This is a genomic window from Flavobacterium sp. NG2 (assembly GCF_034119845.1).
Taxonomy (GTDB): Bacteria; Bacteroidota; Bacteroidia; order Flavobacteriales; family Flavobacteriaceae; genus Flavobacterium.
This window is the reverse complement of sequence record NZ_CP139420.1, coordinates 836,070-861,594: the sequence shown is the minus strand read 5'-3', so window position 1 is coordinate 861,594 and position 25,525 is coordinate 836,070. Positions and strand designations below refer to the sequence as shown.

23 protein-coding genes are annotated in these 25,525 nt (G+C 34.1%); 17 read left to right on the top strand and 6 right to left on the bottom strand.

All coding sequences use genetic code 11. The features are described 5' to 3' along the window. Positions 1-146: 146 nt before the first annotated feature. The gene (locus tag SLW70_RS03545; RefSeq protein WP_320890628.1) at positions 147-1,199 is read right to left on the bottom strand and encodes a ferredoxin--NADP reductase; all 1,053 of its coding nucleotides are present in this window, start codon (positions 1,197-1,199) and stop codon (positions 147-149) included. A 255-nt stretch (positions 1,200-1,454) separates the two neighbouring features. Here SLW70_RS03545 and SLW70_RS03540 point away from each other — a divergent pair, with 255 nt between their 5' ends. From SLW70_RS03540 to SLW70_RS03460, 17 genes are all read left to right on the top strand, one after another. After that, positions 1,455-4,076 carry a tetratricopeptide repeat protein gene (locus tag SLW70_RS03540; RefSeq protein ID WP_320890627.1) on the top strand — a complete coding sequence of 874 codons (2,622 nt, stop codon included), beginning with the start codon at positions 1,455-1,457 and terminating at the stop codon, positions 4,074-4,076. Between the two features lie 109 nt (positions 4,077-4,185). Next, positions 4,186-4,596, top strand: coding sequence for a polymer-forming cytoskeletal protein (locus SLW70_RS03535; RefSeq protein ID WP_320890626.1), 411 nt, complete (start codon positions 4,186-4,188; stop codon positions 4,594-4,596). Next, on the top strand, positions 4,562-4,789 hold the full coding sequence (locus tag SLW70_RS03530) for an AtpZ/AtpI family protein (protein WP_320890625.1): 228 nt from the start codon (positions 4,562-4,564) through the stop codon (positions 4,787-4,789). The genes SLW70_RS03535 and SLW70_RS03530 overlap by 35 nt, the downstream gene beginning before the upstream one ends. A 54-nt stretch (positions 4,790-4,843) precedes the next feature. Next, complete coding sequence (locus SLW70_RS03525; protein ID WP_320890623.1) at positions 4,844-5,236, top strand: hypothetical protein; 393 nt, start codon at positions 4,844-4,846, stop codon at positions 5,234-5,236. Positions 5,237-5,354: 118 nt separating this feature from the next. Continuing rightward, positions 5,355-6,518 carry a F0F1 ATP synthase subunit A gene (gene atpB, locus SLW70_RS03520; protein WP_320890621.1) on the top strand — a complete coding sequence of 388 codons (1,164 nt, stop codon included), beginning with the start codon at positions 5,355-5,357 and terminating at the stop codon, positions 6,516-6,518. 101 nt (positions 6,519-6,619) lie between these two features. Continuing rightward, entirely contained in the window at positions 6,620-6,811 is a 192-nt protein-coding gene (gene atpE, locus SLW70_RS03515; RefSeq protein WP_170111537.1) for an ATP synthase F0 subunit C, read from the top strand. A 122-nt stretch (positions 6,812-6,933) separates the two neighbouring features. Continuing rightward, a complete protein-coding gene (locus SLW70_RS03510; RefSeq protein ID WP_320890620.1) occupies positions 6,934-7,434 on the top strand; it encodes a F0F1 ATP synthase subunit B in 501 nt (166 codons plus the stop codon). Between the two features lie 5 nt (positions 7,435-7,439). After that, entirely contained in the window at positions 7,440-7,973 is a 534-nt protein-coding gene (gene atpH / locus SLW70_RS03505) for an ATP synthase F1 subunit delta (RefSeq protein ID WP_320890619.1), read from the top strand. Between the two features lie 38 nt (positions 7,974-8,011). Next, entirely contained in the window at positions 8,012-9,589 is a 1,578-nt protein-coding gene (gene atpA, locus SLW70_RS03500) for a F0F1 ATP synthase subunit alpha (RefSeq protein ID WP_320890618.1), read from the top strand. Positions 9,590-9,669: 80 nt separating this feature from the next. Further along, positions 9,670-10,530, top strand: a complete 861-nt coding sequence (gene atpG, locus SLW70_RS03495) for an ATP synthase F1 subunit gamma (protein ID WP_320890617.1) — start codon at positions 9,670-9,672, stop codon at positions 10,528-10,530. A 240-nt stretch (positions 10,531-10,770) separates the two neighbouring features. Continuing rightward, entirely contained in the window at positions 10,771-11,121 is a 351-nt protein-coding gene (locus SLW70_RS03490) for a DUF547 domain-containing protein (RefSeq protein WP_320890616.1), read from the top strand. Positions 11,122-11,281: 160 nt separating this feature from the next. After that, the gene (locus SLW70_RS03485) at positions 11,282-12,754 is read left to right on the top strand and encodes a lipopolysaccharide biosynthesis protein (RefSeq protein ID WP_320890615.1); all 1,473 of its coding nucleotides are present in this window, start codon (positions 11,282-11,284) and stop codon (positions 12,752-12,754) included. Further along, positions 12,751-13,185: a dUTP diphosphatase gene (dut, locus tag SLW70_RS03480; RefSeq protein ID WP_320890613.1), complete on the top strand. Its 435-nt coding sequence runs from the start codon at positions 12,751-12,753 to the stop codon at positions 13,183-13,185. Before SLW70_RS03485 ends, dut begins: the two co-directional genes overlap by 4 nt. A gap of 143 nt (positions 13,186-13,328) precedes the next feature. Continuing rightward, positions 13,329-14,345 (top strand): sugar nucleotidyltransferase, encoded by a 1,017-nt coding sequence (locus SLW70_RS03475; RefSeq protein WP_320890612.1) that lies wholly within the window; start codon positions 13,329-13,331, stop codon positions 14,343-14,345. A 219-nt stretch (positions 14,346-14,564) separates the two neighbouring features. After that, positions 14,565-15,914 (top strand): tetratricopeptide repeat protein, encoded by a 1,350-nt coding sequence (locus SLW70_RS03470; protein WP_320890611.1) that lies wholly within the window; start codon positions 14,565-14,567, stop codon positions 15,912-15,914. Further along, the gene (locus SLW70_RS03465) at positions 15,914-16,717 is read left to right on the top strand and encodes a DUF4292 domain-containing protein (protein WP_320890609.1); all 804 of its coding nucleotides are present in this window, start codon (positions 15,914-15,916) and stop codon (positions 16,715-16,717) included. The genes SLW70_RS03470 and SLW70_RS03465 overlap by 1 nt, the downstream gene beginning before the upstream one ends. Positions 16,718-16,740: 23 nt before the next feature. Beyond that, the gene (locus SLW70_RS03460; RefSeq protein ID WP_320890608.1) at positions 16,741-18,084 is read left to right on the top strand and encodes a murein hydrolase activator EnvC family protein; all 1,344 of its coding nucleotides are present in this window, start codon (positions 16,741-16,743) and stop codon (positions 18,082-18,084) included. Positions 18,085-18,701: 617 nt separating this feature from the next. Here SLW70_RS03460 and hflX read toward each other — a convergent pair. The 5 genes from hflX to SLW70_RS03435 all read right to left on the bottom strand — a co-directional run bounded on the left by hflX (position 18,702) and on the right by SLW70_RS03435 (position 25,516). Next, positions 18,702-19,943 carry a GTPase HflX gene (hflX, locus tag SLW70_RS03455; RefSeq protein WP_320890607.1) on the bottom strand — a complete coding sequence of 414 codons (1,242 nt, stop codon included), beginning with the start codon at positions 19,941-19,943 and terminating at the stop codon, positions 18,702-18,704. Between the two features lie 177 nt (positions 19,944-20,120). After that, complete coding sequence (locus SLW70_RS03450; protein WP_320891740.1) at positions 20,121-20,594, bottom strand: FKBP-type peptidyl-prolyl cis-trans isomerase; 474 nt, start codon at positions 20,592-20,594, stop codon at positions 20,121-20,123. 58 nt (positions 20,595-20,652) lie between these two features. Then, positions 20,653-21,108, bottom strand: a complete 456-nt coding sequence (locus tag SLW70_RS03445; protein WP_320890606.1) for an FKBP-type peptidyl-prolyl cis-trans isomerase — start codon at positions 21,106-21,108, stop codon at positions 20,653-20,655. 182 nt (positions 21,109-21,290) lie between these two features. Continuing rightward, complete coding sequence (locus SLW70_RS03440) at positions 21,291-22,670, bottom strand: DUF5689 domain-containing protein (RefSeq protein ID WP_320890604.1); 1,380 nt, start codon at positions 22,668-22,670, stop codon at positions 21,291-21,293. 14 nt (positions 22,671-22,684) lie between these two features. Then, on the bottom strand, positions 22,685-25,516 hold the full coding sequence (locus SLW70_RS03435) for a TonB-dependent receptor (protein WP_320890602.1): 2,832 nt from the start codon (positions 25,514-25,516) through the stop codon (positions 22,685-22,687). Positions 25,517-25,525 lie beyond the last annotated feature (9 nt).

Here is a 25,525-nt window from a genome sequence, read left to right as displayed (position 1 = left end):
TGATTGGTCGGTTTTTATGACGTTTTTAGTTGAAATAGGCTTCGACCCTTCGATATACTCAGGGCAGGCTTAGCTCAGCCTGACAATGGAAACAACTTCCACTTCAATAACTGAGAACCTCAGTATCTTAGTGTCTCAGAACCTAATTAAACATCATCAAAATCGATATAAATCGTATCCGATGTTGGGTGAGCTTGACAAGTTAAGATTAAACCATCGGCAATTTCTTTGTCTGTCAAAATAGAGTTTTTCTTCATTTCGGCAGTTCCTACGGTAACTCTCGCCAAACAACTGCTGCAAATTCCACCTTGGCAAGAATATGGAGCGTCAATTCCTTTTTTCAATGAAGCTTCAAGGATAGTTTGTTTTTGTGACATTTCAAAACTAGTCTCTTCGTCATCCACCATCACAGTGATTTTTGAGTGTCCCTCTAGTGAATCTTTGATTTCGATTTCTTGAGAAGAAGCTGTAAAAAGCTCAAAATTGATTGCTGATTCTTTTACGTTTTTCTCTTTCAACACATCCGAAACGGTATTGATCATTTCCTCTGGACCACACAAATAGAATTTTTCAAATTCCAATTCTTTGTGTTTGTTGTTTAAAGCAAAATTAACTACAGATTTATCAATACGACCAAACAAAGCATTATCTACTTTTACTCGGCTATATACATAATCTACAAAAAAGCGACTTACATACTGTAAATGTAAATCATGTAATTCTTGATGAAAAATGGTTTCTTCAGGTGATTTATTACCGTAAACAAGGACAAAAGTACTTTTAGGTTCGCTTTTTAATACCGATTTGATTATCGACATAACAGGAGTAATTCCACTTCCAGAAGCAAAAGCGATATAGCTTTTTTGTCTATCAGCTTCAGGTTCGAAAGTAAATTTACCTTCTGGTTTTCCTACTTCAAGGACATCACCAGCTTTTAGTTTTGTATTTGCAAATTGTGAAAAAGCCCCGTCTTGTACCGCTTTAACAGCGATACGAAGTTCACCACTTTCTGGTGAAGAACAAATAGAATAGGCTCTACGGATTTCCTTACCGTCTAATGTTAATCTTAAATTCAGGTATTGTCCTGCTATGAAAGAGTAGCTAGATTTTAATTCTTCAGGAACATTAAAAAGAATAGAAACAGCATTTGCCGTTTCGCGTTTTACTTCTTTTATAATTAATTTTAAAAATGAAGGCATCTGATTATATTTTTTACAAAAGTAGGAAACCCGAAATAAATGTAGTCGATTCAGCTTGAATTTTTTTAACAGAACTCATTTTTCTGGCTAATAATTTTGATTTAAGGGGTAATATTTTGCTCAATTGAAGTGATTGTAAACTGATGGAGATGTTTTTCGAGGGATAAATTTCTATATTTCAAAAAGAAACGTATTTTTACCAGTCATTATACTAAATAAGTATTTTAGTAGTTAATTGATAAAAAATAAATACAATTGAAAACCAACATAATTTATTCTTCAATTTCATTGAGCCTTTTTATTCTTTTAGGAGTTTCATGCTCAACTAAAAGGGATACTTTTTTATCAAGAAACTCACATGCTTTAAGTACGAAATACAATATTTTGTATAACGGAGAAATTGGTCTAGAAAAAGGAGTAGTCGGAATAAGTTCTGATGATAACGATAATTTCTGGAAACGTTTACCAATTGAAAAAATGCAATTCAAAGAAGAGAATGGTAAGAAAACAAAAAACGCCGATTTTGAATTAGCAGAAAAAAAAGCGACTAAAGCCATCCAGAAACATTCGATGAATATTGATGGAACCGAAAGAAACTTCCAAACGGATGAAGCCTATTTATTGTTAGGGAAATCGCGTTATTACGACCAACGTTTTATTCCAGCCTTGGATGCTTTCAACTACATTTTATATAAATATCCAGCAAGTAGCCGAATATATGAGGCTAAAATATGGCGTGAAAAAACCAATATGCGTCTAGGAAATGATGCCTTGGTAGTAACTAATATGAATCGTCTTTTGAGTTTGGGTAAACTTGACAAGCAAATTTTGTCGGATGCTAATGCATTGCTAGCAGAAGCTTATTTGAATCTTGGCCAAAAAGACAGTGCTGTTGTCAAACTTGATTTGGCCGAAAAATTTTCAAAAAAGAATGCTCAAAGAGCTCGTTATCGTTTTATTTTAGGGCAACTGCATGAAGAATTAGGTAATTCTCAAAAAGCAATAAAAAGTTATGAATCGGTTATTGCAATGAATCGTAAAGCCGAAAGAAAATATGTGATTCATGCCCAAGCCAAAAAAGCACAACTGTTTGATTTTCAAAATGGAGATACATTGGTATTCTTAAAAACATTTGATAAATTATTGAAAGACAGAGAAAATCGTCCGTTCCTAGATGTGTTGAATCACCAAATGGGAATTTTTTATGACAAACAAGACAATCAAAAAGAGGCTTTACACTTTTATAACACTTCATTAAAAAAAGCCAGTGGAGACCAGTATTTAGTAGCATCTAATTATCGCAATATTGCCAATATGTACTTTCGAAATGCAAAGTACCCTATGGCTGCAAAATATTATGATAGTACATTGACTAAAATGAATGAAAAAAGCAGGGAGCATATTCACATCACTAAAGTTCGAAAAGATTTAGACGATGTGATTTTATATGAAACCATTGCAAAACGAAATGATAGTATTATCAAAGTTTTTTCAATGTCAAATTCAGATAGACAGGCTTATTTTGAAAAATATATAGTAGCGCTTAAAAAATCGGATGAAGAAAAACGTAAAGCTTTTGAAAAGCAATTACAGATTCAAAAAAACATTGAAAAAAATAGCAAATCAAATCCAACTGATGTTGCGGTTTCAGACGCCAATGCACCCAAGCAGAGAGCCGCTGTTTTACCACCATCGTTAGGAGGAAATCAAGGGGGAGTCCTTTTCTATTTTTACAATCCTACGACCGTTTCCTTTGGTAAGTTAGCTTTCAAAAGCAGTTGGGGCTCACGTTCTTTAGGTGGAAACTGGCGTATGTCATCGGCTTCTTCAGAACAAATTGCTACTAAAGATGTAAACGAGCAAGAGCAAGCTAGTGATGAAAAGAACAAAAAAGAAGAAGTAATCGCAGAATATACTACCGATTTTTACTTAGAACAACTTCCTGCTAGTCAAAAAGAGAAAGATAGTATTCACAAAGAACGCAATTTTGCTTATTACCAATTAGGTGTTATTTATAAAGAAAAGTTCAAAGAATATCAATTAGCTACAACAAAACTAGAACAGTTATTAAGACAAAATCCAGAAGAAAAGCTAGTGCTGCCTACCTTGTATAATTTGTATAAAATTTACGAGATAACGAATAAAAATAAAGCAGCAGAAATAAAAAATGCAATTTTAACCCAGTTTCCAAACTCTCGTTATGCACAAATTATAGGGAATTCAAAGGCTGCAGATCTAGCTAATGATAGTCCGGAAAAAGTATATGAGAAGGTTTATGCTTTGTATAATGATGACAAATTTGAATTGGTTTTAGAGCAAACAGATGTTTTAATTAATCAATTTTCAGGAGATGAAATTGTATCGAAGTTAGAGTTTTTACGAGCTAATGCGATAGGAAAATTAAGAGGAGTAACGGCTTATAAAAACGCTTTGCAATACGTTGCGGATAATTATCCAAATAGTGAAGAAGGAAAAAAATCGTTGGAAATTGTTAAAACGCAAGTACCTCTTTTAGAAAACATGACCTTCAATACATTGGAATCCAAAAATTGGAAAATTCTATATAAACTTTCAAAATCAGAGGATGCTAAAGCTAAATTATTGGAGGATAAGATAAAGAAATTTATTGCCCATGAAAATGCTAAAAATTTAGATTACAGTTTTGAAGGTTATAAAGAAAAGGAGGAATTTTTAGTAATTAAGGGCGCAAATTCAGAAGCCTATGCAACTATTATAAGTTCTCGTTTGAAAGAATACAAAGACTATAAAATTGAAGAACCAGCAATAGTTCTATCGAATGAGAATTATAAAGTGGTTCAAATCAAGAAAAATCTAACCGATTATTTAGCGTTAAAAAAAGATGCTACAACCAAATAGTGTCTACAATATCAATTAAAAACACGTTAAAATAGATTTATTACGCTTTATATTTTGTCATACCAGAACATTCGCAGCATTCGTAGTCAAACTCAAAAAAACAATAATTATGTTTGATAAAAAAGCCAAATCCTATACCGATCTTTTAGGGAAAACAAATAGAATTGTTGAAGGCACTACCATTAAAGGTGATATTATTTCACAGGCTGATTTTAGATTGGATGGAGAGTTAATTGGTAATTTTCAATCGACAGGAAAGTTGGTAATTGGTCCTTCAGGGAGTATAACAGGCGATGTTATTTGCAAAAATGCAGATATCGAAGGAAAGTTTAATGGAAAGATTCAAGTTGCCGAAATTTTGAATGTGAAATCCAAAGCGAGTATTCACGGAGAGGTAGCCGTAGGAAAATTGTCTGTTGAACCAGGGGCCGAATTTAGTGCTTCTTGTATAATGAAGGATAACATAAAAAAACTGATGCTTACAGATGGAAAAGAAACCCCAAAAAAAGAAATCGAGTAAGTGGATAGCGCTTATTAATATTCCCATTCAAATGGGTGCCATTATTTTTTTGTTTGCCTATTTAGGAGATTGGTTAGATGAAAATCATCCAAGCCCTAAAGTGTATTACAATAAAATATTAGTTATGGTAGGTGTTGTCTTAGCATTATATAATGTCATCAGACAAGTTAACGAGATTAGCAAATCAGAATAAAGAGCGCTAAAGTAGATTGGATTTTTCAGTCTTTATTTTAGTACAAATACCTATATGAACTTAAAAAAATACAAACCCCTACTTTTTTTATTTGTCTTGACTTTTATTGCTTTTGTAGTACATAAGCTGTTTTTTGTGTTTTTAAGTATTCGTGATGATGCATTTGTTTATTCTATTGAAACACTATATTTATTGTTTTTTGGGTCGTCAGTACTGGTCTTTATAGTGATGTTAGAGGTAAAAGAGCGGAGTTTTGATAATGTTGGAATGTCATTTCTACTAGTTACAAATCTCAAATTAGTGTTTTTCTATATTCTTTTAAAGCCAATTCTTGAAGTCGAGACTTATGAAAATACAATTGAGAAAATTAATTTTTTTGGGATGTTTATTCTTTTTTTAGCAATAGAAACCATTCTAACTATAAGAATTTTAAACGAAAAACAATAATTTGACCTCTAATTGATGAAACCTCAAAAAATATTTTTTATATTCTTTTGAATATTAATAAAAAATGTACCTTTGCACCAAATTTTAGAAACGTAAAAAAATAACATATTTAACAGTTATGGTGATTTCATTCAAACCACTTAGATTTCTTTTAGTAGTTTTAGTCGCTTGTCTTCCTTTACGAAGCCTTGCAAATCCTGAAGTTGATTCTGTACAAGTACAGACTGAAGTTGCGCATGAAGCAGCAGCTGTTGAAGGGCATCACGAAGGAGCTCATGCAGAACCTACAGATGTAAAGTCTAAAATTAAAGCTTTCGTTAATCATCACGTTTTAGATTCTCACGATTTTTCTTTGACTCAAGATGATGAAACAGGAGAAGCTTGGGGATTTTCATTACCAGTTATTTTATGGGATAATGGATTACATATTTTTTCTTCGGCTAAATTTCACCACGGTAAAGAAGTTGCAGAATCTAACGGTAACTACTACGCTCTAAATCATCATGATGGTAAAATATACAGAACAGATGCTTCTGGTACTATCACTGAAAATGAAGAAACAGGTTTTCCTGAAAATGTTCGTCCAATCGATTTTTCTATTACTAAAACTGTAGTTTCTATTTTTGCAGCAGCATTATTAATGTTATGGTTGTTCAGCAGTTTAGCTAAATCATATGCTAAAAACGGAGGTATCGCTTCTGGTCCTGGACGTATTTTTGAGCCAATTGTATTGTATGTTCGTGACGAAATTGCAATTCCAAATATTGGTGAGAAAAAATACAAAAACTATATGAGTTATTTATTGACGATATTTTTCTTTGTATTGTTCTTAAATATCTTCGGATTGACTCCACTAGGAATTAATGCTACAGGTAACTTAACGATTACTTTCTCATTAGCATTTTTAACATTCTTAATTACAAATTTCACAGCTAATAAAAATTATTGGGGACACATTTTCTGGATGCCAGGTGTGCCAAAAGCAATGCGTATTATTTTAGCGCCTATTGAATTGTTAGGAATTTTTATCAAACCTTTCTCGTTAATGATACGTTTGTATGCAAATATCTTTGCAGGACACATTGTATTGATGAGTATTATTGGTTTAATGTTTATCTTTAAAAGCTGGATTGGAAGTAGCTTGTCATTTGGATTGTCATTCTTACTTTCTATTCTTGAAATATTAGTAGCTTTTTTACAAGCGTATATCTTCACGATGTTATCTGCACTTTACTTTGGTTCTGCTGTAGAAGAGCATCATCATGAAGAAGCGCACCATTAATAGTTAACTGTTTAACTGTTTATTTGTCGAATCAATTTAACCGATTAAGCAAATAACCGATTAAACTATAAATTGAATGTTTAATTTTTAATATATATATCATGGAAATTCCACAAATTATTGGAGCTGGATTAATCGTTATCGGAGCAGGTTTAGGTATTGGTAAAATTGGTAGTTCAGCAATGGACGCTATTGCTCGTCAACCAGAAGCTTCAGGAAAAATCCAAACAGCTATGCTTATTGCAGCTGCACTTATTGAGGGTATTGGTTTCGCTGCGTTATTCGCATCTTAATTAAAACACAAAAGGCAATAGTTGCAACGGTTGGTTGTAACTATTGTTTTTAAAATTAAAACATTAGATTGCATATTTGCAATTAGTTCAAAATCAGAATATAAAATTTATACTTATATACAATGGAAAAGTTAATAAATCAGTTTGAGTTTGGTTTGTTTTTTTGGCAAATTTTAATATTTGTTGGATTAATACTTTTGTTAAAAAAATTCGCGTGGAAGCCAATTCTTGATGCTGTAAACGAAAGAGAAGAGGGAATTAAAAATGCATTACTGTCTGCTGAAAACGCAAGACAAGAAATGCAAAATTTGCAAGCTGATAACCAACGTATATTGCAAGAAGCAAGACTTGAGCGTGACAACATGCTTAAAGATGCTCGCGAAATGAAGGAGAAAATGGTTGCAGATGCAAAATCTGAAGCGCAAGCACAAGGTCTTAAGATGATTGAGCAAGCAAAATCAGCTATTGAAAGTGAAAAAAATGCAGCTATGGCTGAATTGAAACTACAAGTTTCAACTTTATCGTTGAACATTGCAGAGAAATTATTGAAAGATGAATTATCTAACAAAGAAGCTCAAACTAAATTAGTTGAGAAAATGTTAGGTGATGTAAAGATAAACTAATCATTATGGCAAGTACAAGAGCAGCAATTCGTTATGCAAAAGCGATTTTAGACTTAGCAAACTCAATAGGTATTGCCGATGTAGTTAATAAGGATATGAAATCTATTGCTTCAACAATCGAAAGTAATTTGGAATTGAGTACTTTTATTCAAAACCCTACTACTACTGTTGATGTAAAAGAATCAGTATTATTAGAAGTTTTCGCTGATGTTAATGGAGTAACTAAAGGCTTATTTCATTTGTTATTTGAAAACAAAAGATTTGAAATTCTAGGAGCAGTTGCTCAAGAATTTAGCAGATTATATGATGAAAGCATTGGTGTACAAGTAGTAAAAGTAACTACTGCTTTTCCAATGGATGTAGCCCTTGAAGCTAAAGTTTTAGCTAAAATTGCGACACTTTCGGATAAAAAAATTGCAATTGAAAGTAATATAGATCCTTCTATCATTGGAGGTTTTATCTTAAGAATAGGCGATCAGCAATACAATGCTTCGATAGCTAACAGATTACAAGTATTAAAAAGAGAGTTAAGTAACTAGTTTTATTGCACATTTAAGTGTCTAAATTATAAATTAAGATGGCGGAAATCAAACCTGCTGAAATTTCAGCAATATTAAGAAAGCAAGTAGAAGGTTTTGAATCTGGCGCTACGCTAGAGGAAGTAGGAACCGTACTTCAAGTTGGAGATGGTATTGCTCGTATTTACGGGCTTTCTAATGTTCAATATGGAGAGTTGGTAGAATTTGAAAATGGTCTTGAGGCTATTGTATTGAATCTTGAAGAAGATAACGTAGGTGTGGTACTTTTAGGACCATCAACTGGTATCAAAGAAGGTTCAACTGCAAAAAGAACACAACGTATCGCTTCTCTTAAAGTTGGAGAGCAAATGGTAGGACGTGTAGTAAACACTTTAGGTTTTCCAATTGATGGAAAAGGTCCTATCGGTGGAGACTTATACGAAATGCCATTAGAAAGAAAAGCTCCTGGTGTTGTATTTCGTCAGCCAGTAACTGAGCCATTACAAACAGGTGTAAAAGCAGTTGATGCGATGATTCCTGTAGGTCGTGGACAACGTGAGCTTGTTATTGGTGACCGTCAAACTGGTAAATCAACAGTTTGTATCGATACCATCTTAAATCAAAAAGAATTTTATGATGCAGGGAAACCAGTTTTCTGTATCTATGTAGCGATTGGACAAAAAGCTTCTACAGTAGCAGGTATTGCTAAAATGTTAGAAGAAAAAGGTGCAATGGCTTATACTGTAATCGTTGCTGCTAATGCTTCTGATCCAGCTCCAATGCAAGTGTACGCTCCTTTCGCAGGTGCTGCAATTGGTGAGTACTTTAGAGATTCAGGTCGTCCAGCATTAATTGTTTATGATGATTTATCTAAACAAGCGGTAGCTTACCGTGAGGTGTCTCTTTTATTAAGAAGACCTCCAGGACGTGAGGCTTACCCTGGTGACGTTTTCTACTTACACTCTCGTTTATTAGAGCGTGCTTGTAAAGTAATTGCTGATGACGGAATTGCTAAAAACATGAATGATTTACCAGATTCTATCAAAGGAATCGTTAAAGGTGGTGGTTCATTAACAGCTTTACCAATTATCGAAACTCAAGCTGGTGACGTTTCTGCTTATATCCCAACAAACGTAATTTCGATTACAGATGGTCAAATTTTCTTGGATGGAGATTTGTTTAACTCGGGAGTTCGTCCAGCGATTAACGTAGGTATTTCGGTATCTCGTGTGGGTGGTAACGCTCAAATTAAATCAATGAAAAAAGTATCTGGTACTTTAAAACTAGATCAAGCTCAATTCCGTGAATTGGAAGCGTTTGCTAAGTTTGGTTCTGACCTTGATGCTGTTACTTTGAACGTAATTGAAAAAGGAAAAAGAAACGTTGAAATCTTGAAACAAGGTTTAAATGACCCTTATACTGTTGAAGACCAAGTTGCTATTATTTACGCTGGTTCTAAAAACTTATTGAGAAATGTTCCTGTGAACAAAGTAAAAGAATTTGAAAAAGACTTTTTATCATTCTTGAACAACAAACACAGAGCTACTCTTGATGCTTTAAAAGCAGGTAAATTAACAGATGAAATTACAGATGTAATCGAAACTGTAGCAAAAGAAGTATCAGCAAAATATAACTAAAAAGTACTAAGTGAAAAGTATTAAGTATCAAGATTATCGCGATACTTAATACTTGATACTTAAATCTTAATACAATAAACATGGCAAATTTAAAGGAAATCCGTAATAGAATTACTTCCGTTTCATCTACGATGCAAATTACATCGGCAATGAAAATGGTTTCTGCAGCAAAGCTAAAGAAAGCACAAGATGCAATCACTGCAATGCGCCCTTATGCCGAAAAATTAACTGAATTATTACAAAGCCTTTCTGCTACTCTAGATGGTAATGCTGGAGGTGAATTTACGACACAACGTGAAGTAAAAAAAGTATTAATTGTTGCTATAACTTCAAATAGAGGTTTATGTGGTGCTTTTAATACTAATGTAATTAAGGAGGCTAAAAACCGTGCTGAATATTATGCTGGAAAACAGGTTGATTTTTTTGCTATTGGTAAAAAAGGAAACGATGTTTTAGGTAAAACAGGTTCGGTTATTGATAATCAAAGTAGTGTTTTTGATGACTTGACCTTTGATAATGTGGCAACTATTGCTGATACTTTAACTCAAAAGTTTGTTTCTGGAGAGTATGATAAGATTGAATTGATTTACAATCAATTTAAAAATGCAGCTACACAAATTGTTCAAACTGAGCAGTTCTTGCCTTTGGCACCAGTAAAATCAGATTTAAACATTGCACCAGCTGATTATATCTTTGAACCTTCAAAAGAAGAAATTGTATTGACTTTGATTCCTAAATCGTTGAAAACACAATTATACAAAGGAATCCGTGATTCATTTGCTTCTGAACATGGAGCTCGTATGACTGCAATGCATAAAGCAACTGATAATGCAACTGAATTAAGAAATCAATTGAAATTAACGTATAACAAAGCACGTCAAGCTGCTATTACTAATGAGATCCTTGAGATTGTTGGTGGAGCTGAAGCTTTGAACGGATAATTTTATTTTCTATATTTTAATTAAAGCCACATTTAGATGTGGCTTTTTTTTGTGCTGTATTTATAAGTATTTTTTTAGAAAAATTTATGATTTTGGCTAATTGTATTATGATATTGTTGTTGTAATGTTATTTTTTTATACATTCGCCCGAATTTAACCTGAAATAGTATGAATAATTACCCACTAGAACTTTCGGAAAAAATATTAAATAATCTTAAGTCTGGTCAAGACACTAAAGAGTTGAGAAGAGAATTATATTTTATTAGAGCCAATCGTTTAAATAAGTATTTATATAATGACGAGTTGAAAAAAACGTTTTGGATTAATATTTATAATGCCTATTTGCTTTTACTAGAGGAAGAAAGAGGTCTTGATAAGAATTCATTTAAAGTAAAAAGAGTCCGTATCGGTTACAATCATATTTCATTAAACGATATTGAGAATAAAATCATAAAAGTCAATCCTATTAATGATTATCTTAAAATGTTTAGTTTTTTTAAATCGCCATTTATCAAACAAGTGGCCATTGAAAAACCAGATAAAACGATTAAAGATCAACTATATAAAAACCGTAATAAAAGTCTAATTTAAATTAGACTTTTATTGTATTTAGTCTTATCGCTTTTTGAAATTATATTTTTAAATCTTTTTATGCTCATAATAAAAAAAGATAACTAATGATTCTCTTTGCTAGGATGATTAAACCAAAGAAATGGTTATTTTTGCTTTTTAAAATAAATAGGTAACCATTTTGGGATTATATAAAAAACTTTTTAAACAAACAGCGATTTATGGTTTGGCAACAGTGTTGCCAAGGATGTTTAGTTTTTTATTAGTTCCTCTTTATACTAATTTACTCCCTAAAGCCGAGTACGGTAAAGTGTCAATTATTTTTGCTTGGATGATATTTTTCAATGTTATTCTGGCTTATGGTATGGAAACCGCATTTTTTAGGTTTTATAACAATGAAACCAATAAGAGGTCAGTTATTGAAACATCCATGATTTCAATTTTTTGGACTACGATTGTTTTCTTATTTATAGCGCTTTTATTCCGAACTACTTTAGCCGATTGGTCTGGGATTGATTCACAATACATTACTTATACCATATGGATTTTAGCACTTGATGCTTTGGTAATTATCCCTTTTTCAAAATTAAGAGCTTATCAGAAACCAATGGTATATGCGATGATCAAAATTGGAAATGTTTTGGTTAATCTAATTTTGAGTGTTTTATTCTTGTTGTATTTTCCAAAATTAATTCAATCAAATCCAAAGAGTTTTGTAAGTTCATTATATATAGATAACTTCGAAATTGGTTATATTTTTCTAGCCAATATTATCGCTAGCTTACTAACATTTGTTATTTTATCTCCTGATTATGTTTTCTTAAAATGGAAATTTGATTTTAGCCTTTGGAAAAAAATGTTGCGTTATGGATTGCCAATTATGGTCGCAGGAATTGCTTTTGCTATCAACGAGCAATTTGATAAGATTTTGTTAGCCAAATTACTTCCTGCTAAAATTGCAGAGGCCGAAGTAGGGGTGTATTCTGCTTGTTATAAATTAGGCTTATTTATGGTTTTATATCGCACGGCTTATACCTTAGGAATTGAGCCATTCTTCTTTAGTCATGCCTCTGATAAAAACGCACCACATACTTATGCTATGGTTACCAAGTATTTTGTCATTTTTGGTTCGTTTATTCTTTTGACAGTAATCGTTTTTGCCGACTTGTTTAAATTCTTGATGATTCGCGATTCTTCGTATTGGGTTGCAATGAAAGTGGTTCCACTAATTATTTTGGCTAACTTCTTTTTAGGGATTTATACTAATCTTTCAGTTTGGTACAAATTAATAGACAAAACCTATATTGGTGCTTATATCTCAATAACGGGTGCCATCATCACCTTGATTCTGAATTTTCTTTTAATTCCATCTATGAGTTATTATGGTTCGGCAATTGCGACAATTGGTGCATATGGAAGTATGATGACAATTTCTTATTATTTGGGAAATAAATATTATCCGATACCCTATGACATGAAAAAAATTGGTAGTTATTTAGGCTTGTCCATCTTTTTTTCAGTGCTTTCTTTTTATAAGTTTAGAGAAAATTATTTTGTAGGTATAGCATTGTTACTCGTATTCTTATATTTTATTTATTACAACGAAAAAGAAACATTAACCTCTATTTTGAATCGAAAAACTAAATCGGAATGAAAATAAACATTATCAATAAATCCCAACACGCTTTGCCTAGCTATGAAACCATCGCTTCAGCAGGAATGGATTTAAGAGCAAATTTGACCGAGAGCATAACATTACAGCCTTTAGAAAGAACCATAGTTAAAACAGGCCTTTTTATCGAATTGCCGATAGGTTACGAAGCACAAGTAAGACCAAGAAGTGGTTTGGCCTTTAAAAACGGAATTACAGTGCTTAATAGCCCTGGAACTGTAGATGCAGACTACCGTGGCGAAATAGGAGTGATTTTGGTTAATTTATCCAATCAAGCTTTTGAAATCCAAAACGGAGAACGCATAGCTCAGTTGATTATTGCCAAACATGAACGTGCAGAATGGACAGCAGTAGAAGAGTTATCAGAGACTTCAAGAGGTGCTGGTGGTTTTGGAAGTACGGGTGTGAAATAGTTTGTAGTTTTCAGTTGCAGTAAGAAGTTTGGTAGCAATCAATTTAAAGATAAAATAATATAATAAAACCTTCGTGAATTTTGCATGTCATCCTGAGCTTGTCGAAGGACTTTGCGAACTTTGTGTTTAAATAAAAATAAAAAATGAAAATAATAGTTCCAATGGCAGGACGTGGTTCACGTCTTCGTCCACATAGTTTAACAGTACCTAAGCCTTTAATTCCCGTAGCTGGAAAACCGATTGTTCACCGTTTGGTGGAGGATATCGCAAAAATATTAAAAGAGCCTATTGAAGAAATTGCTTTTGTATTGGGTGACCCTGCCTTTTTTGGTGATGACGTTGTCAAAAGCTTAGAAGAATTAGCAACAGGTTTAGGAGCAAGAGCTTCTATTTACCGTCAAGATTTACCGCTTGGAACTGGTCATGCGATTATGTGTGCCAAAGAATCTTTATCAGGTCCAGCTGTAATTGCTTATGCAGATACGTTAATCAGAGCCGATTTTGAATTAGATCCTACTGCTGATGCGGTAATTTGGGTAAAACAAGTCGATGAGCCAGAGGCTTATGGAGTGGTAAAATTAAATGCTAATAATGAAATCGTTGAATTGGTTGAAAAACCTAAAGAATTTGTAAGCGATAGAGCCGTTATTGGAATTTACTATTTCAAAGAAGTAGGGGACTTGAAAAAAGAATTGCAAGGCGTTTTGGATAACAACATTCAAAATGGTGGCGAATACCAAATTAATGATGGTATCAAAGCGATGATGGCAAACGGTAAAGTTTTCAAAACTGGAAGCGTTGACGAATGGATGGATTGTGGCAATAAAAATGTTACGGTTGAAACCAATTCTAGAATGCTTGGTTTTTTACAAGCTGATGGAGAAAACTTAGTCGCTCAGAATGCGAAATTAGAAAACGCGACGATTATTCCACCTTGTTTTATTGGCGATGATGTTGTTTTAATCAATGCTACTGTGGGACCAAATGTTTCTTTAGGAAAAGGTTCTCATGTAATCGACAGTACGATTAAAAATAGCTTGATTCAAACACATGCTCATATTAAAAATGCCAATTTAGATTATGCTATGATTGGAAATCATGTCAACTTTGATGGAAATTTTACTAGTGTAAGCATTGGAGATTATTCGGTTTTAGAATAATTTTTTTATTGAGGTGTTTTTTAAACACATAGAATCATAGGTTTTTTAGTTTCAATGTAGGCGTTTTACTTAGTTTAGATAATCAAAGCTGTACACTGTAGAACAATTTATACAATTGTGATTTAAAATAAGACCACAGGTTAATCTTTTTAATCTGTGGCTATAATTTATTGACAACAAGATTTGTGATAATTTGTGTAATTTGTGGTTTTAAAAAAAATGATAAGAAAATCGGTTTTATCGCTGTTGTTTTTGGTTTTGCTTGGCAATGCTACTACTGCATTGGCACAAACTGAGAATGATTACGTTAAAACTGATAAAGACAAATTTCAGGATCATTTTTATGAAGCCTTAAAGCAAAAGGGAATTGAAAATTACGACAAAGCCATTCTGGCTTTAGAAAAGTGTTTGAAATTAGAACCTGAAAATGCGACCGTTCACTTTGAATTGGGGAAAAATTATTTGGCATTAAAAAAATATAGCAATGCCCAAACAGCTTTTGAAAAAGCGACCCAAATTGACCCTACTAACAAATGGTTTTGGATAGGTATTTACGATGTAAATTATGCAACCAAAGACTATTTGGGAGCCATTCCCACGATTAACAAGCTGATTAGTTTTGATCCAAAATTCAAGGAAGACTTAACTTCTTTGTATATGAATACGGCTCAATTTGATAAAGCCTTAGCATTAATTAATGAACTAAATGAAACCGTTGGCAAGTCAGACCGACGTGAATCCTATAAAATCCAGATTTTATCACAGGGAAAGTACCAAAATGCTGAGATTCAAAATTTATTGGAACAAATCAAGAAAAATCCAAAGGAAGAATCTAATTATGTCAATCTAATTTACTTTTATTCCAAGAATAATGAGATTGATAAAGTTTTGGAAACTGCACGACAATTAGAAACGGCAATACCTACATCGGAATGGGCGCAAGTAAGTTTGTTTAAATTCCATATAGAAAATAAAGATGGCGATAAAGCTGTCAAGGCTATGAATATTGTTTTGGCTAGTGCCAAAATAGATTCCAAAATAAAACACCGTATCTTCAATGAGTTTTTAATTTTTGTCAATTCAAATCCACAGTATGAATCAGAGGTAGAGAAAGCTATTGGTTATTTTGATGCTGATTCAGAGATAGATGTATCTAAAGAAGTGGGTAAATATTACCATTCGAAAAAAGAATGGGCCAAAGCCATTAAATATTACGAACTTTCAAATAGTAAAAGTGAAAAAATAGATGTTGAAAACAACCTACTTTTGCTACAAGCATATACAGATATGAATCAATTTGACGTTGTATTAAGAAAAGCATCTGATTTGATTGATTTTTTTCCAAATCAACCACAGTTTTATTATTTTTCAGGTTTGGCATACAACCAACTTAAACAATTTAAAAAAGCAACGGAAGTGCTCGAAATGGGTATGGATTTTGTAGTTGAAGATAGGAAATTAGAAATTAATTTTAATATTCAACTAGGAGAAGCCTACAACGGTTTAGGGAATAATTCCAAAAAGGAATTTTATTTCTCTAAAGCCAACCAATTATTAAAAAACAAATAATGACAACAACCTCTTTTTTTAAAAGAAACTTCTTTGTGTTAACTTTGGTTAGCAGTCTTGCTTTAGTATCTTGTAAATCAAAGCAAACCTTTGTGCAAAATGTAGATTCAGAAGCTGTTATAGGATTAAAAACCAATGCAGTAATTGAAAAATTGTACGCAAATAAAGCCGATTTCAAAACAGTTTATATCAAATCTGATGCAAGTTTTGATAACGGCAATCAATCACAAAATGTTACAGCCGAAATTCGCATTAAAAAAGACGAGCAAATCTTAGTGAGCATTCGTTTTTTAGGAATAACGATGGCCAAAGCATCTATCACACCAAAGACAGTGAGTTATTATGAAAAAATTAAAGGAACTTATTTTGAAGGTGATTTTAGTACTTTGAGTCAATGGTTAGGAACTGATTTGAATTATGATAAAATTCAAAATATGCTGATGGGAGAATCTCTTGATGACTTAAAAAAAGGCAAATACAATCAAACTATGGCCGAACAATTGTACCGATTGGATGATAAAGCAAATAATTCGACCCAAAAAACGTTCTACATTGATGCGGCTAATTTTAAAATTAAAAAACAAGAAGTAGCACAAACTGATAAAGCCAGAAAAATACAAATTGAGTACGCAAATTTCAGCCTATTTAACGCTTTAATTATGCCTACAAACGTTCAAATACATGCGATACAGGAAAAAGGAAAAACCGAAATTAATTTAGATTATACTTCGGTTTCTTTCAACGAAGAACTTTCTTTTCCATATAGTGTCCCAAATGGCTACAAAAGAATTTTAATTAATTAAATTTGCAAAAATATATTTTCAAGATGCCAAAGTTTTTTCTAAGCCTCGTTTTATTGTGCATGACTTCTGTCCTTTGGAGTCAATCGTCTCAACAAGAAAAGTTGGAGCAGCGCAAAGCCCAAATTCAAAGGGAAATTAAGGATAATGAGAAGATGTTAAAGTCGGTTCAGTCCAAAGAAAAATCAGCGATGAATGTGTATTTGATTCAAAAAAACAAAATCAGGCTGAAAGAGAATTTGATTAGTACTACAGAAAAACAAACCAAGTTGTTGGCCAATGATATGTATTTGAATCAACTTAAAATCAATAAACTGAATAAAGAATTATTGGTTTTAAAAGAAGATTATGCAAAAAAGATTGTACAATCCTATAAAAGCCGTTCAGAGCAAAGCCGTGCTATGTTTATTTTGTCTTCAGAAAACTTTTTGCAGGCTTTCAAAAGAGTTCAATATTTAAAGCAATACACTAATTTTAGAAAAGAACAAGGCGAAGAAATAAAAGGCAAATCTATAGAATTGACGGCCGTCAATAAAAAATTAAATGAACAAAAAGTCGCCAAACAAAAACTTCTTGAAGAGAATAAAAAAGAACGTGCTTCGCTTGAACTAGAGAAAATAGAGCAAGAAAAATTAGTTAATTCAATTAAAAAAGATAAAAACCGAATCGTATCTGAAATTCGTAAAAAACAAAGTGAGTCTAAAAATATAGACCGCCAGATTGATCGATTGATTCGTGAAGCCATTGCCGAAGCGAATAGAAAAGCTGCTGAGGCAAAAGCAAAAGCACTTGCTGAAGCAAAAGCTGCGGCTGCTGCAGAAGCCGCTGCAAAAGCGCCAAAATCATCTAAAAAAGCTGCGCCAGTACCTGTAGAAGAGGTTAAGGCACCTGTTGTTTCTCGTTCAGAGGTTTCTTCGTCTAGAATTGAGTTGACGCCAGAATCCAAATTAATTGCCGATAGTTTTAGAGCAAACAAAGGTAATTTACCTTGGCCAGTCGAAAAAGGATTTGTTTCTTTAGGCTATGGAGATCAAGCGCACCCTATTTACAATACGTTGGTAATTCACAACAGTGGTGTCGAAATCACAACTGAAGAAGGTGCCAATGCAAGAGCCGTTTTTGGAGGTGAAGTGGCCAGTGTAATGATTTTGTCACCAGTGAATAAGGCTGTAATGATTCAGCATGGAGATTACTTCACTGTTTATCAAAATTTAAGTACAGTATCGGTAAATAAAGGAGATAAAGTACATATAAAGCAAAGTTTGGGTCGTGTAAGAACGAGTGGCGAAACTGGGAAAACAGTTATCAAGTTTTTATTGCTGCAAAATACCACTTATTCTAATCCACAAGGGTGGTTGTCTAATATGTAATTTGTAGATTATCTAAAAAATATAAAGCTTCCAAAAGTCAAATTTTGGAAGCTTTTTTGTTTGGAGCTAGTTACTTCCAAGGTTCTTTTTGTCCTAGATTATGCATTTGGACCTGGATAACAGGATGAAAAGGATTTACACAGATTTTTTTAATTGTTTTATAATATAAAATCTGCTGTCGGCAGACAGGTCATGGCTATTTATTTAAATATAGTTTTAAGAAGCATTTAAGTATTGTGTTTTAAGTGAAAAACAAATTATTTGGTTGTAGTGTTGTTTGTGTTTAAATCGTCTTTAAAACGCCTTAAAATGACTGTAAAAACAAAAGTCCTTCACTGTTGCAAGCCTTTTGTTTTTACTATACAAATAGGAACTTATTTTTGATAATTGGGTTATTACTGCTTAAAAAAGGTGTGTTTCTTTGTAATGAAAGCTAGAAAAATGATAAAATATATTTGCATGAAGGATGGAAGCGGCATCCTTTTGTGCAGCGGTAGCGGAACAAAAGATACAGCGGACAGCCTGACCCTGATGTAACGGAGTGGAAGCAGGGACATGCCCAAAAAAAATCCCTCTTGCTATCAACAAAAGGGATTTTGGTAATTAGGTTGAAGGAATTATTCGTCGTCCTTATCTTCTTTTTCAATGGCATCCTTGTAATCAGGGTACAAGAATTTGTTGTAAGGGAAACGGGTGATGTGAATTTGCCTTACGGCTTCATAAACACGTTCTCTAAATTCTTCAAAGTTCTGTTTATTAGTGGCTGATATAAACAATGCATTGGCTTCTCCTACACGGCTCATCCAAGTCAATTTCCACTCGTTAAGGGTATAATGTTTTTGTGATTTTTCGGTAATCAAATCGTCTTCGTCAATTGTCAAATGGCGGTAAGCATCGATTTTGTTAAACACCATAATGGTTGGTTTATCGTGTGCTTTGATATCCATTAACGTTTGGTTAACAGAGGCGATATGGTCTTCAAAATCAGGATGTGAAATATCAACTACGTGTAATAATAAATCGGCTTCGCGCACTTCGTCAAGAGTACTTTTGAAGGAATCAACAAGTTGTGTAGGCAATTTACGGATGAATCCAACGGTATCAGAAAGCAAAAAAGGCAAGTTTTTAATCACAACTTTACGTACCGTAGTATCTAGTGTTGCAAAGAGTTTGTTTTCAACAAACACATCGCTTTTTCCAACAGCATTCATCAAGGTTGATTTACCCACATTGGTATATCCTACAAGAGCGACACGCACCATTGCACCACGGTTACTGCGTTGCACTCCCATTTGTTTGTCAATAGTTTTGATTTTATCTTTCAAAAGAGAGATTCTATCGCGTACAATACGTCTATCTGTTTCAATCTCCGTTTCTCCAGGTCCACGCATCCCGATACCCCCTTTTTGACGCTCTAAGTGAGTCCACATCCCTGAAAGGCGTGGTAATAGATATTGACATTGAGCCAGTTCTACTTGTGTTCTAGCATAAGAAGTCTCTGCACGTTGTGCAAAAATATCAAGGATAAGGTTGGTTCTATCAAGTACTTTACAATCTGGAATTAATTTCGAGATATTTTTTTGTTGAGAAGGCGAAAGTTCATCATCAAAAATCAAAGTCGAAACTTGGTTCTCCTTGATATAATACATGATTTCCTCTAGTTTTCCTGTTCCTACAAAGGTTTTTGGATTGGGTTTATCGGTTTTTTGCGAAAAGCGTTTGACTACTTGTCCTCCAGCAGTGAATGTCAAAAACTCTAATTCGTCGAGGTACTCATTGAGTTTGTCCTCAGATTGATTTTGAGTGATGATACCTACAATGGCCGTTTTTTCGAAATTGATTACTTCTTTTTCTAACATAATATGGAATAAGCTGCAAATTTAGCGATTTGCTTTGTAGTAACGAATGTAAATTATTTTATTCTTTGTAACGGAGATATTTTCCTAAGATACACAAAGAAGCGCAAATCTACAGTATCTCTTAGAATAATTTTGTGTTGTAGTTTTGCGCTTCGTTGTAAATAATTGCTATTTTATTTAATCTACTTTAATTAAGTGAATATCAAAAATAAGTACTGAGTTTCCTGGGATTGGTCCTCTGTCTTCGCTTCCATAACCTAAATCAGAAGGGATTAAGAGCATTCCTTTTCCACCTTCTTTAAAATAGGTAATTCCCTCTGTCCATCCAGGGATTACTTGACCTAATCCAAACGAAATTCCTTCAGCACCGCTTTGGTCAAAAACATTTCCATCTGTAAAGTACCCTTTATAAGCAACTGTAACATTTGATTCGGCTGTAGGTTGTGCTCCAGTTCCTTCTTCGGTAATTACATAGTACAATCCAGAGTCTGTTTTTTTGGCGGTTAAATTATTTTTAGCTAGGTAGTCTTGTATTTGTTGGTCGTTATTGGCAACCGAATGGGTTGTTTCAGTTGTTTCTTCGTTATTGTCTTTCTTTTTACAAGAAGTAACGGATAATGTCAAAGCAACGGCTAAAAGTGCAAATTTCATCATGATAAATTGAGTTTTATTTAATTGTTTTATTGTTGATTTTAATGAGTTTTGGTGTCTAATTTATACTAATCAAATGTATTTCAAAGATTAGTACTGAGCCTCCCGGGATACCATTGTAATTATAACTTCCGTAGGCGAGATGTGAAGGAATCAAAAGCAATCCTTTGCCTCCTTCTTTGAAATATGTAATTCCTTCGGTCCAACCTCTGATTACTCTTTGTAAACTAAAACTAATACCTGCGTCAGTACTTTTATCAAAAAGTTGGCCATTAATAAAACTTCCTTTATAGGCAACAGTAACAGTTGAAGTGGCTGTAGGTTGGGCTCCAGTTCCTTCTTCGGTAATCACATAATACAAGCCAGAATTACTTCTGGTAGCCGTTAAATTATTTGTTGCAATATAATCGGTGATTTCTTGTTCGTTTTTCGTAACATAATCAATGGTTTCATAGTCATTCTTGGAACAGGATGTTACAATTAGAAAGGTGATTGCTAATAGGATTTGTTTCATTATTGGTTGGTTTTTTGCAAATGTATGGTATTTAACCAATACTAAAATTCTAATTAAATCATAAATTTAGCAGCTTTTTTTAGCTCTGAGAATTGATTGTATTCTGTTAGAAGCATAGTATAAAAAATGAAGATGTTTAAAAATCTTAGTGAATCTTAGTGTTGCCTTTGTGTTCTTTGTGGTTAATGCACCCCTTGTACAAACTTATTTTTATCTCCAAAAATCTGAACATCATCTACTTGAAAAGCGCCATCCAGTGTAGTGGTTTTCCCAGAACCAATGTATTTGAAAGCAATGTTAATTTTGCCTGTATAGCCTGATAAATCTACGCCTCCTGAACCTATAAACTGATACCAAGGCGTTGCTTGCTTAGGCAAGTTAAATGGTACTTTTATCCAAGTCGCTTTGGCATAATCAATACCGTTAAAGTTGGTCGAAATATAAACCTCCAAAGTGTTTAGTGGTGAATCAACATCGAGATGGTGTTGTGCTGTTCTAAAAGTAAGGACTTCATTCGTGTGCAAGTCCATATCAATTTTGGGCGAAATCAACCAAGCAATATTTGAAGCTACTTTGGTGCCGCTAATGGCAAATTCGGCACAGCCATTTCCATTATATACGGCTCCTCTCCAAAATAAAGAACCTGCTTGGACAAAATTTGACCAACCCGGAAGACTGACATTCGTATTTTCAGTAACCGATTGAAAATCCTCAGTAAAAAACGGAATCGCTCGGGTTCCAGTCATTTCAATATCTTTTTCAGAACGCGCTAGTAATTGGTAATCAGAACCAAATTTAGTCAGGATACCTCTCACTTTTCCTTTTCCTGTAGGTATAGTAGTTGTTGCAAATCGAGCATAGCTGCTGGTTCTCAAATAGACTTGATTACCATTTTTGTCAACCAAGTTCCAGTTGGTACCACCACCAACGTTGTTGGCATCTTCATAAAATTTTCTACCAATGGCTTCTTCAGCAAATTGAACATCCTCTAGTTCAATCAACGTATTCAGGTTAGAAGGGTTTAATAACTCTGGAATCGTTAGGTTTTTGATTAATTGACTTTCGTCCAAGGTTGTACAGGAAGGGAAAAGTACGTTCTTATAATCATTTTGCGATAAGCGTCCCACGGTTGCTTCATTGAAGGCATTGGCATAAATACTGCCAATTCGAAGTCCGTCAAAATACAAATCGGTATATTGATTTTTTAGTTTTAGATAGACTTTATTGCCCACCCGATAATCAATATACAAGTTACTGGCATCCACAGGAACACTAAAACCGATAGCAGGGGAGGAGGCTGTAGCCAATGTTTGAAATGAAATCGTCTTGAAAAAATTTCCATATTCATCTGTCGAAACCACATAGGCTTCTATAATATCATCATAAGCATATTTGGTAACCACCGTATTGGCGGTTTTATAGACATCGTATACGGTTCGATTGGTTTTTAAATCGGGTTGATTGCATACCAATTGCGGAATACTGCTTTCTTCGGAAATACATGAAGTGAAGCCTAAAAATATCAATATGAATCCTGCTCTAATTTGATAGTTGATTTTCATAAACAAACGATTTATTATAAACTATAATTAAGGTTGAAATAATAGGTACGGCCGTAACCGTTGTAATATTTGTTGCCAAAAGAAGGCGTGCCGCTAGACACATCTTGATCGCGTTGTCGGTAATTAGCATTGCGGGATTGTTCGTATCCACCAGTTTTATATTTGGTATCCAACACATTATTGATGCTAAAAAACAATCCTAAATATTTCTTGCGAAGACGCCAAGATTTCCCTCCAATCACATTTAGCAAAGCAACAGGATCTAGTTTTTCTTGTTCCAAAAGTGCTTTGGCTCGTTCTTCAGTAGCTTCAGGAAAGGGGAAACCGCTGGCAGGATTGGTATAAAACCGAGTCGTTCTCGCTATTGGCGAAACATCAACATAATGGTCGTTAAGGTAATTGGCATTGGCGGCTAGCCACCAGTATTTAGGGTCACGGTATTCTATATTCCAGCTGTAAGCTTGTTGTGGCATTCCAGCTTGTTTGTAATTTTTGAGTTGGGTTTTACCAAAATCAAAACTAGGATTTTGATTGTCAATTGTAGATAAAGCATCGTTGTTAACCGTCAAATTTGGATTGTTAGCATAGATGAACTGTCCGTAGGCGGCAGCAAAACTGGTTTTAAGTGTTGTCGTAATTGGATATTCTAAACTCCACTCGAGTCCTATGTTTTTCTTGTCAAGTTGTGTCAATGTTTGTCCTACAAAAGCATTGGTATTGGTGTAACCAGCACCATTATCAAAAATCCCTTCTGCGTAGAAAAAGGTGGTGTTCGTTGCGTTTTTCAAATTGACATAATAGGCGGTTAATCGTGATTGTACTTTAGGGGAACGGTAATAATAAGAAGCATCAAGGCTGTTGAGAGTTTCACTTTGCAGTCCCTGCACAACGGAATTATTTAAGCGAGCATTCGAAAAACTATTTCTTAACGAAGGTGCTTTTGTCAAATGTGCCGCATTAAAAGTTACCGATTGTTTGCCTGATATTTTAAGGACTAAACCTCCCTTGAAGCCGCTGTTCTCAAAAGTAATTTTTTGGCTTTTGCCAAAGGAAATCTGTTCATAAAGTCCATTTTTGTACAAGCCTTCGCGTTGGTATTTCGTATTCGAAAAGCTTTGTGCTAAATAAAAATCTATGCGGTTATAGGTAAATTTGAATTGAGTGAAAGCATCCAAAGTTGTAGCAAAATAGTTAAAATTATACCCGTAAGAATCTCCTACACCCACTTTTCGGGTGGGGTTATTCAAGTCGGATTGGGCTTGATTGCCTTTGTAAAACGCATCAATATCTTCAAAATAAGCACCACCAAGCAAGTCTGTAAGTTTTTGATAGTTATGGGAATTAAGATTCGAAAACGAAGCACCGGCATTCATACTAAGATGATCGCTAAGTTGGGTGGTAAAAATCGTGTTAGCGACAGCTGTTTTATCGTCGGTACGATCCTCGTAGAGGACGTAATGACTTTGTGCAGGTTGATAGCCCGTGATTTTTCCGTTCGAATCTAGTATCGGACTTTGATTGGCTCGGTATAACCCTTGCCAATCAATTTGAGGTTGGGCTAAAAATTGAAGTTTGTTCTTTTCAGCATTTTCAAAATCTGGCGTAAAAGCACCGGAGTATTCACCATTATCAGAAGCATAAAGCGAACTGTAATAACTCGGTAACTTTCGATAATAAGTAGGGTCGGGGCTGTTGGCGTTTTGATAGTCAATATTGCTATTGCTTAGTTTTCCAAATTGATACATCAAACTTGTGTTGAGGTTGCTGTGGTCATTGATGGAAAAATAGTGATTCAGCATCAAAATGGGTTCCTCGATGGTTTTGACGCGGGCATTTCTTTTTTCTCCGTTTTGATAGCCCCAATACGGATTGTAAGTGCTTGATGTTAATTCAATAACTTCATTTGTATTAGCCGCATTTTTACCTCTTTGGTTGGGCGTATAAATTCCGGTAAAATTTAAGGCGTGTTGATCGTTTAGTTTCTTTTCGATACTAATAAAAGCTGAATTCGCATCATAAGTAGTACCTTCAAAATAACCTTCATTTGCCCAACGCTTCCCCGCCGAAATCACGTAAGCCCAACCTTTCGCATTCATCCCAGAAGCATGTGTTACCATCGTGCGCCAACTATAATTGCTATTGGTAGCGGACAATGTGATGCGAGTACCAGCTCTGTAGATGGAAGCTCGGGTGTTGATTTCTTGTGTGCCTAATATTCCTCCAAAACCATAATCGGAGGCGGTTGTTCCTAAGGTCCATTCTTGATTACGAGTGGCATCGTTAAGACCGCCCCAATTGCTCCATTGTGGTCTGCCGTCGTAGATTTTGTTCATCTTAACGCCATTGATGAGGGTATAGGCTTGTTCGCTATCTAATCCACGAACTTTAAAACGGGCTTGGCCCCAGTTAAAAGCCGCTGCTTGTTGAAAAGCATCTTTGGTAGACTGCAATAAGCCCGAAGTGCTTTCGGTGCCGCCATTGTCCTCATTTAAGTCGTTTTCAAAAATCCGTATGGTATTGCTTTGTTGTTCGGTAATTATATCTTCTTCAAGGAGGATGGAGCCTAAATTCAGTATTTCAGTTGTTTTGATAGTTATGGGAATTAAGGCATCTTTATAACCTTGGGTATGAATTAACAACAAAATGTCGCCAGAAACGACCTCGTTGATGATAAAGCTTCCATTGGGATTTGTTAACTGCATTAGGTTAGTGTTCTGAATAGAAACGACAGCATTTGCTAAAGGTTGCAAGGTCTTGGAGTCGAGAACAGTTCCCGAAATAGCAGTTTTATTTTGGCTCCATGCCGATAGGGAAATAAATAAAAAGAAGAGTAATTTTATATTCATACACAAATT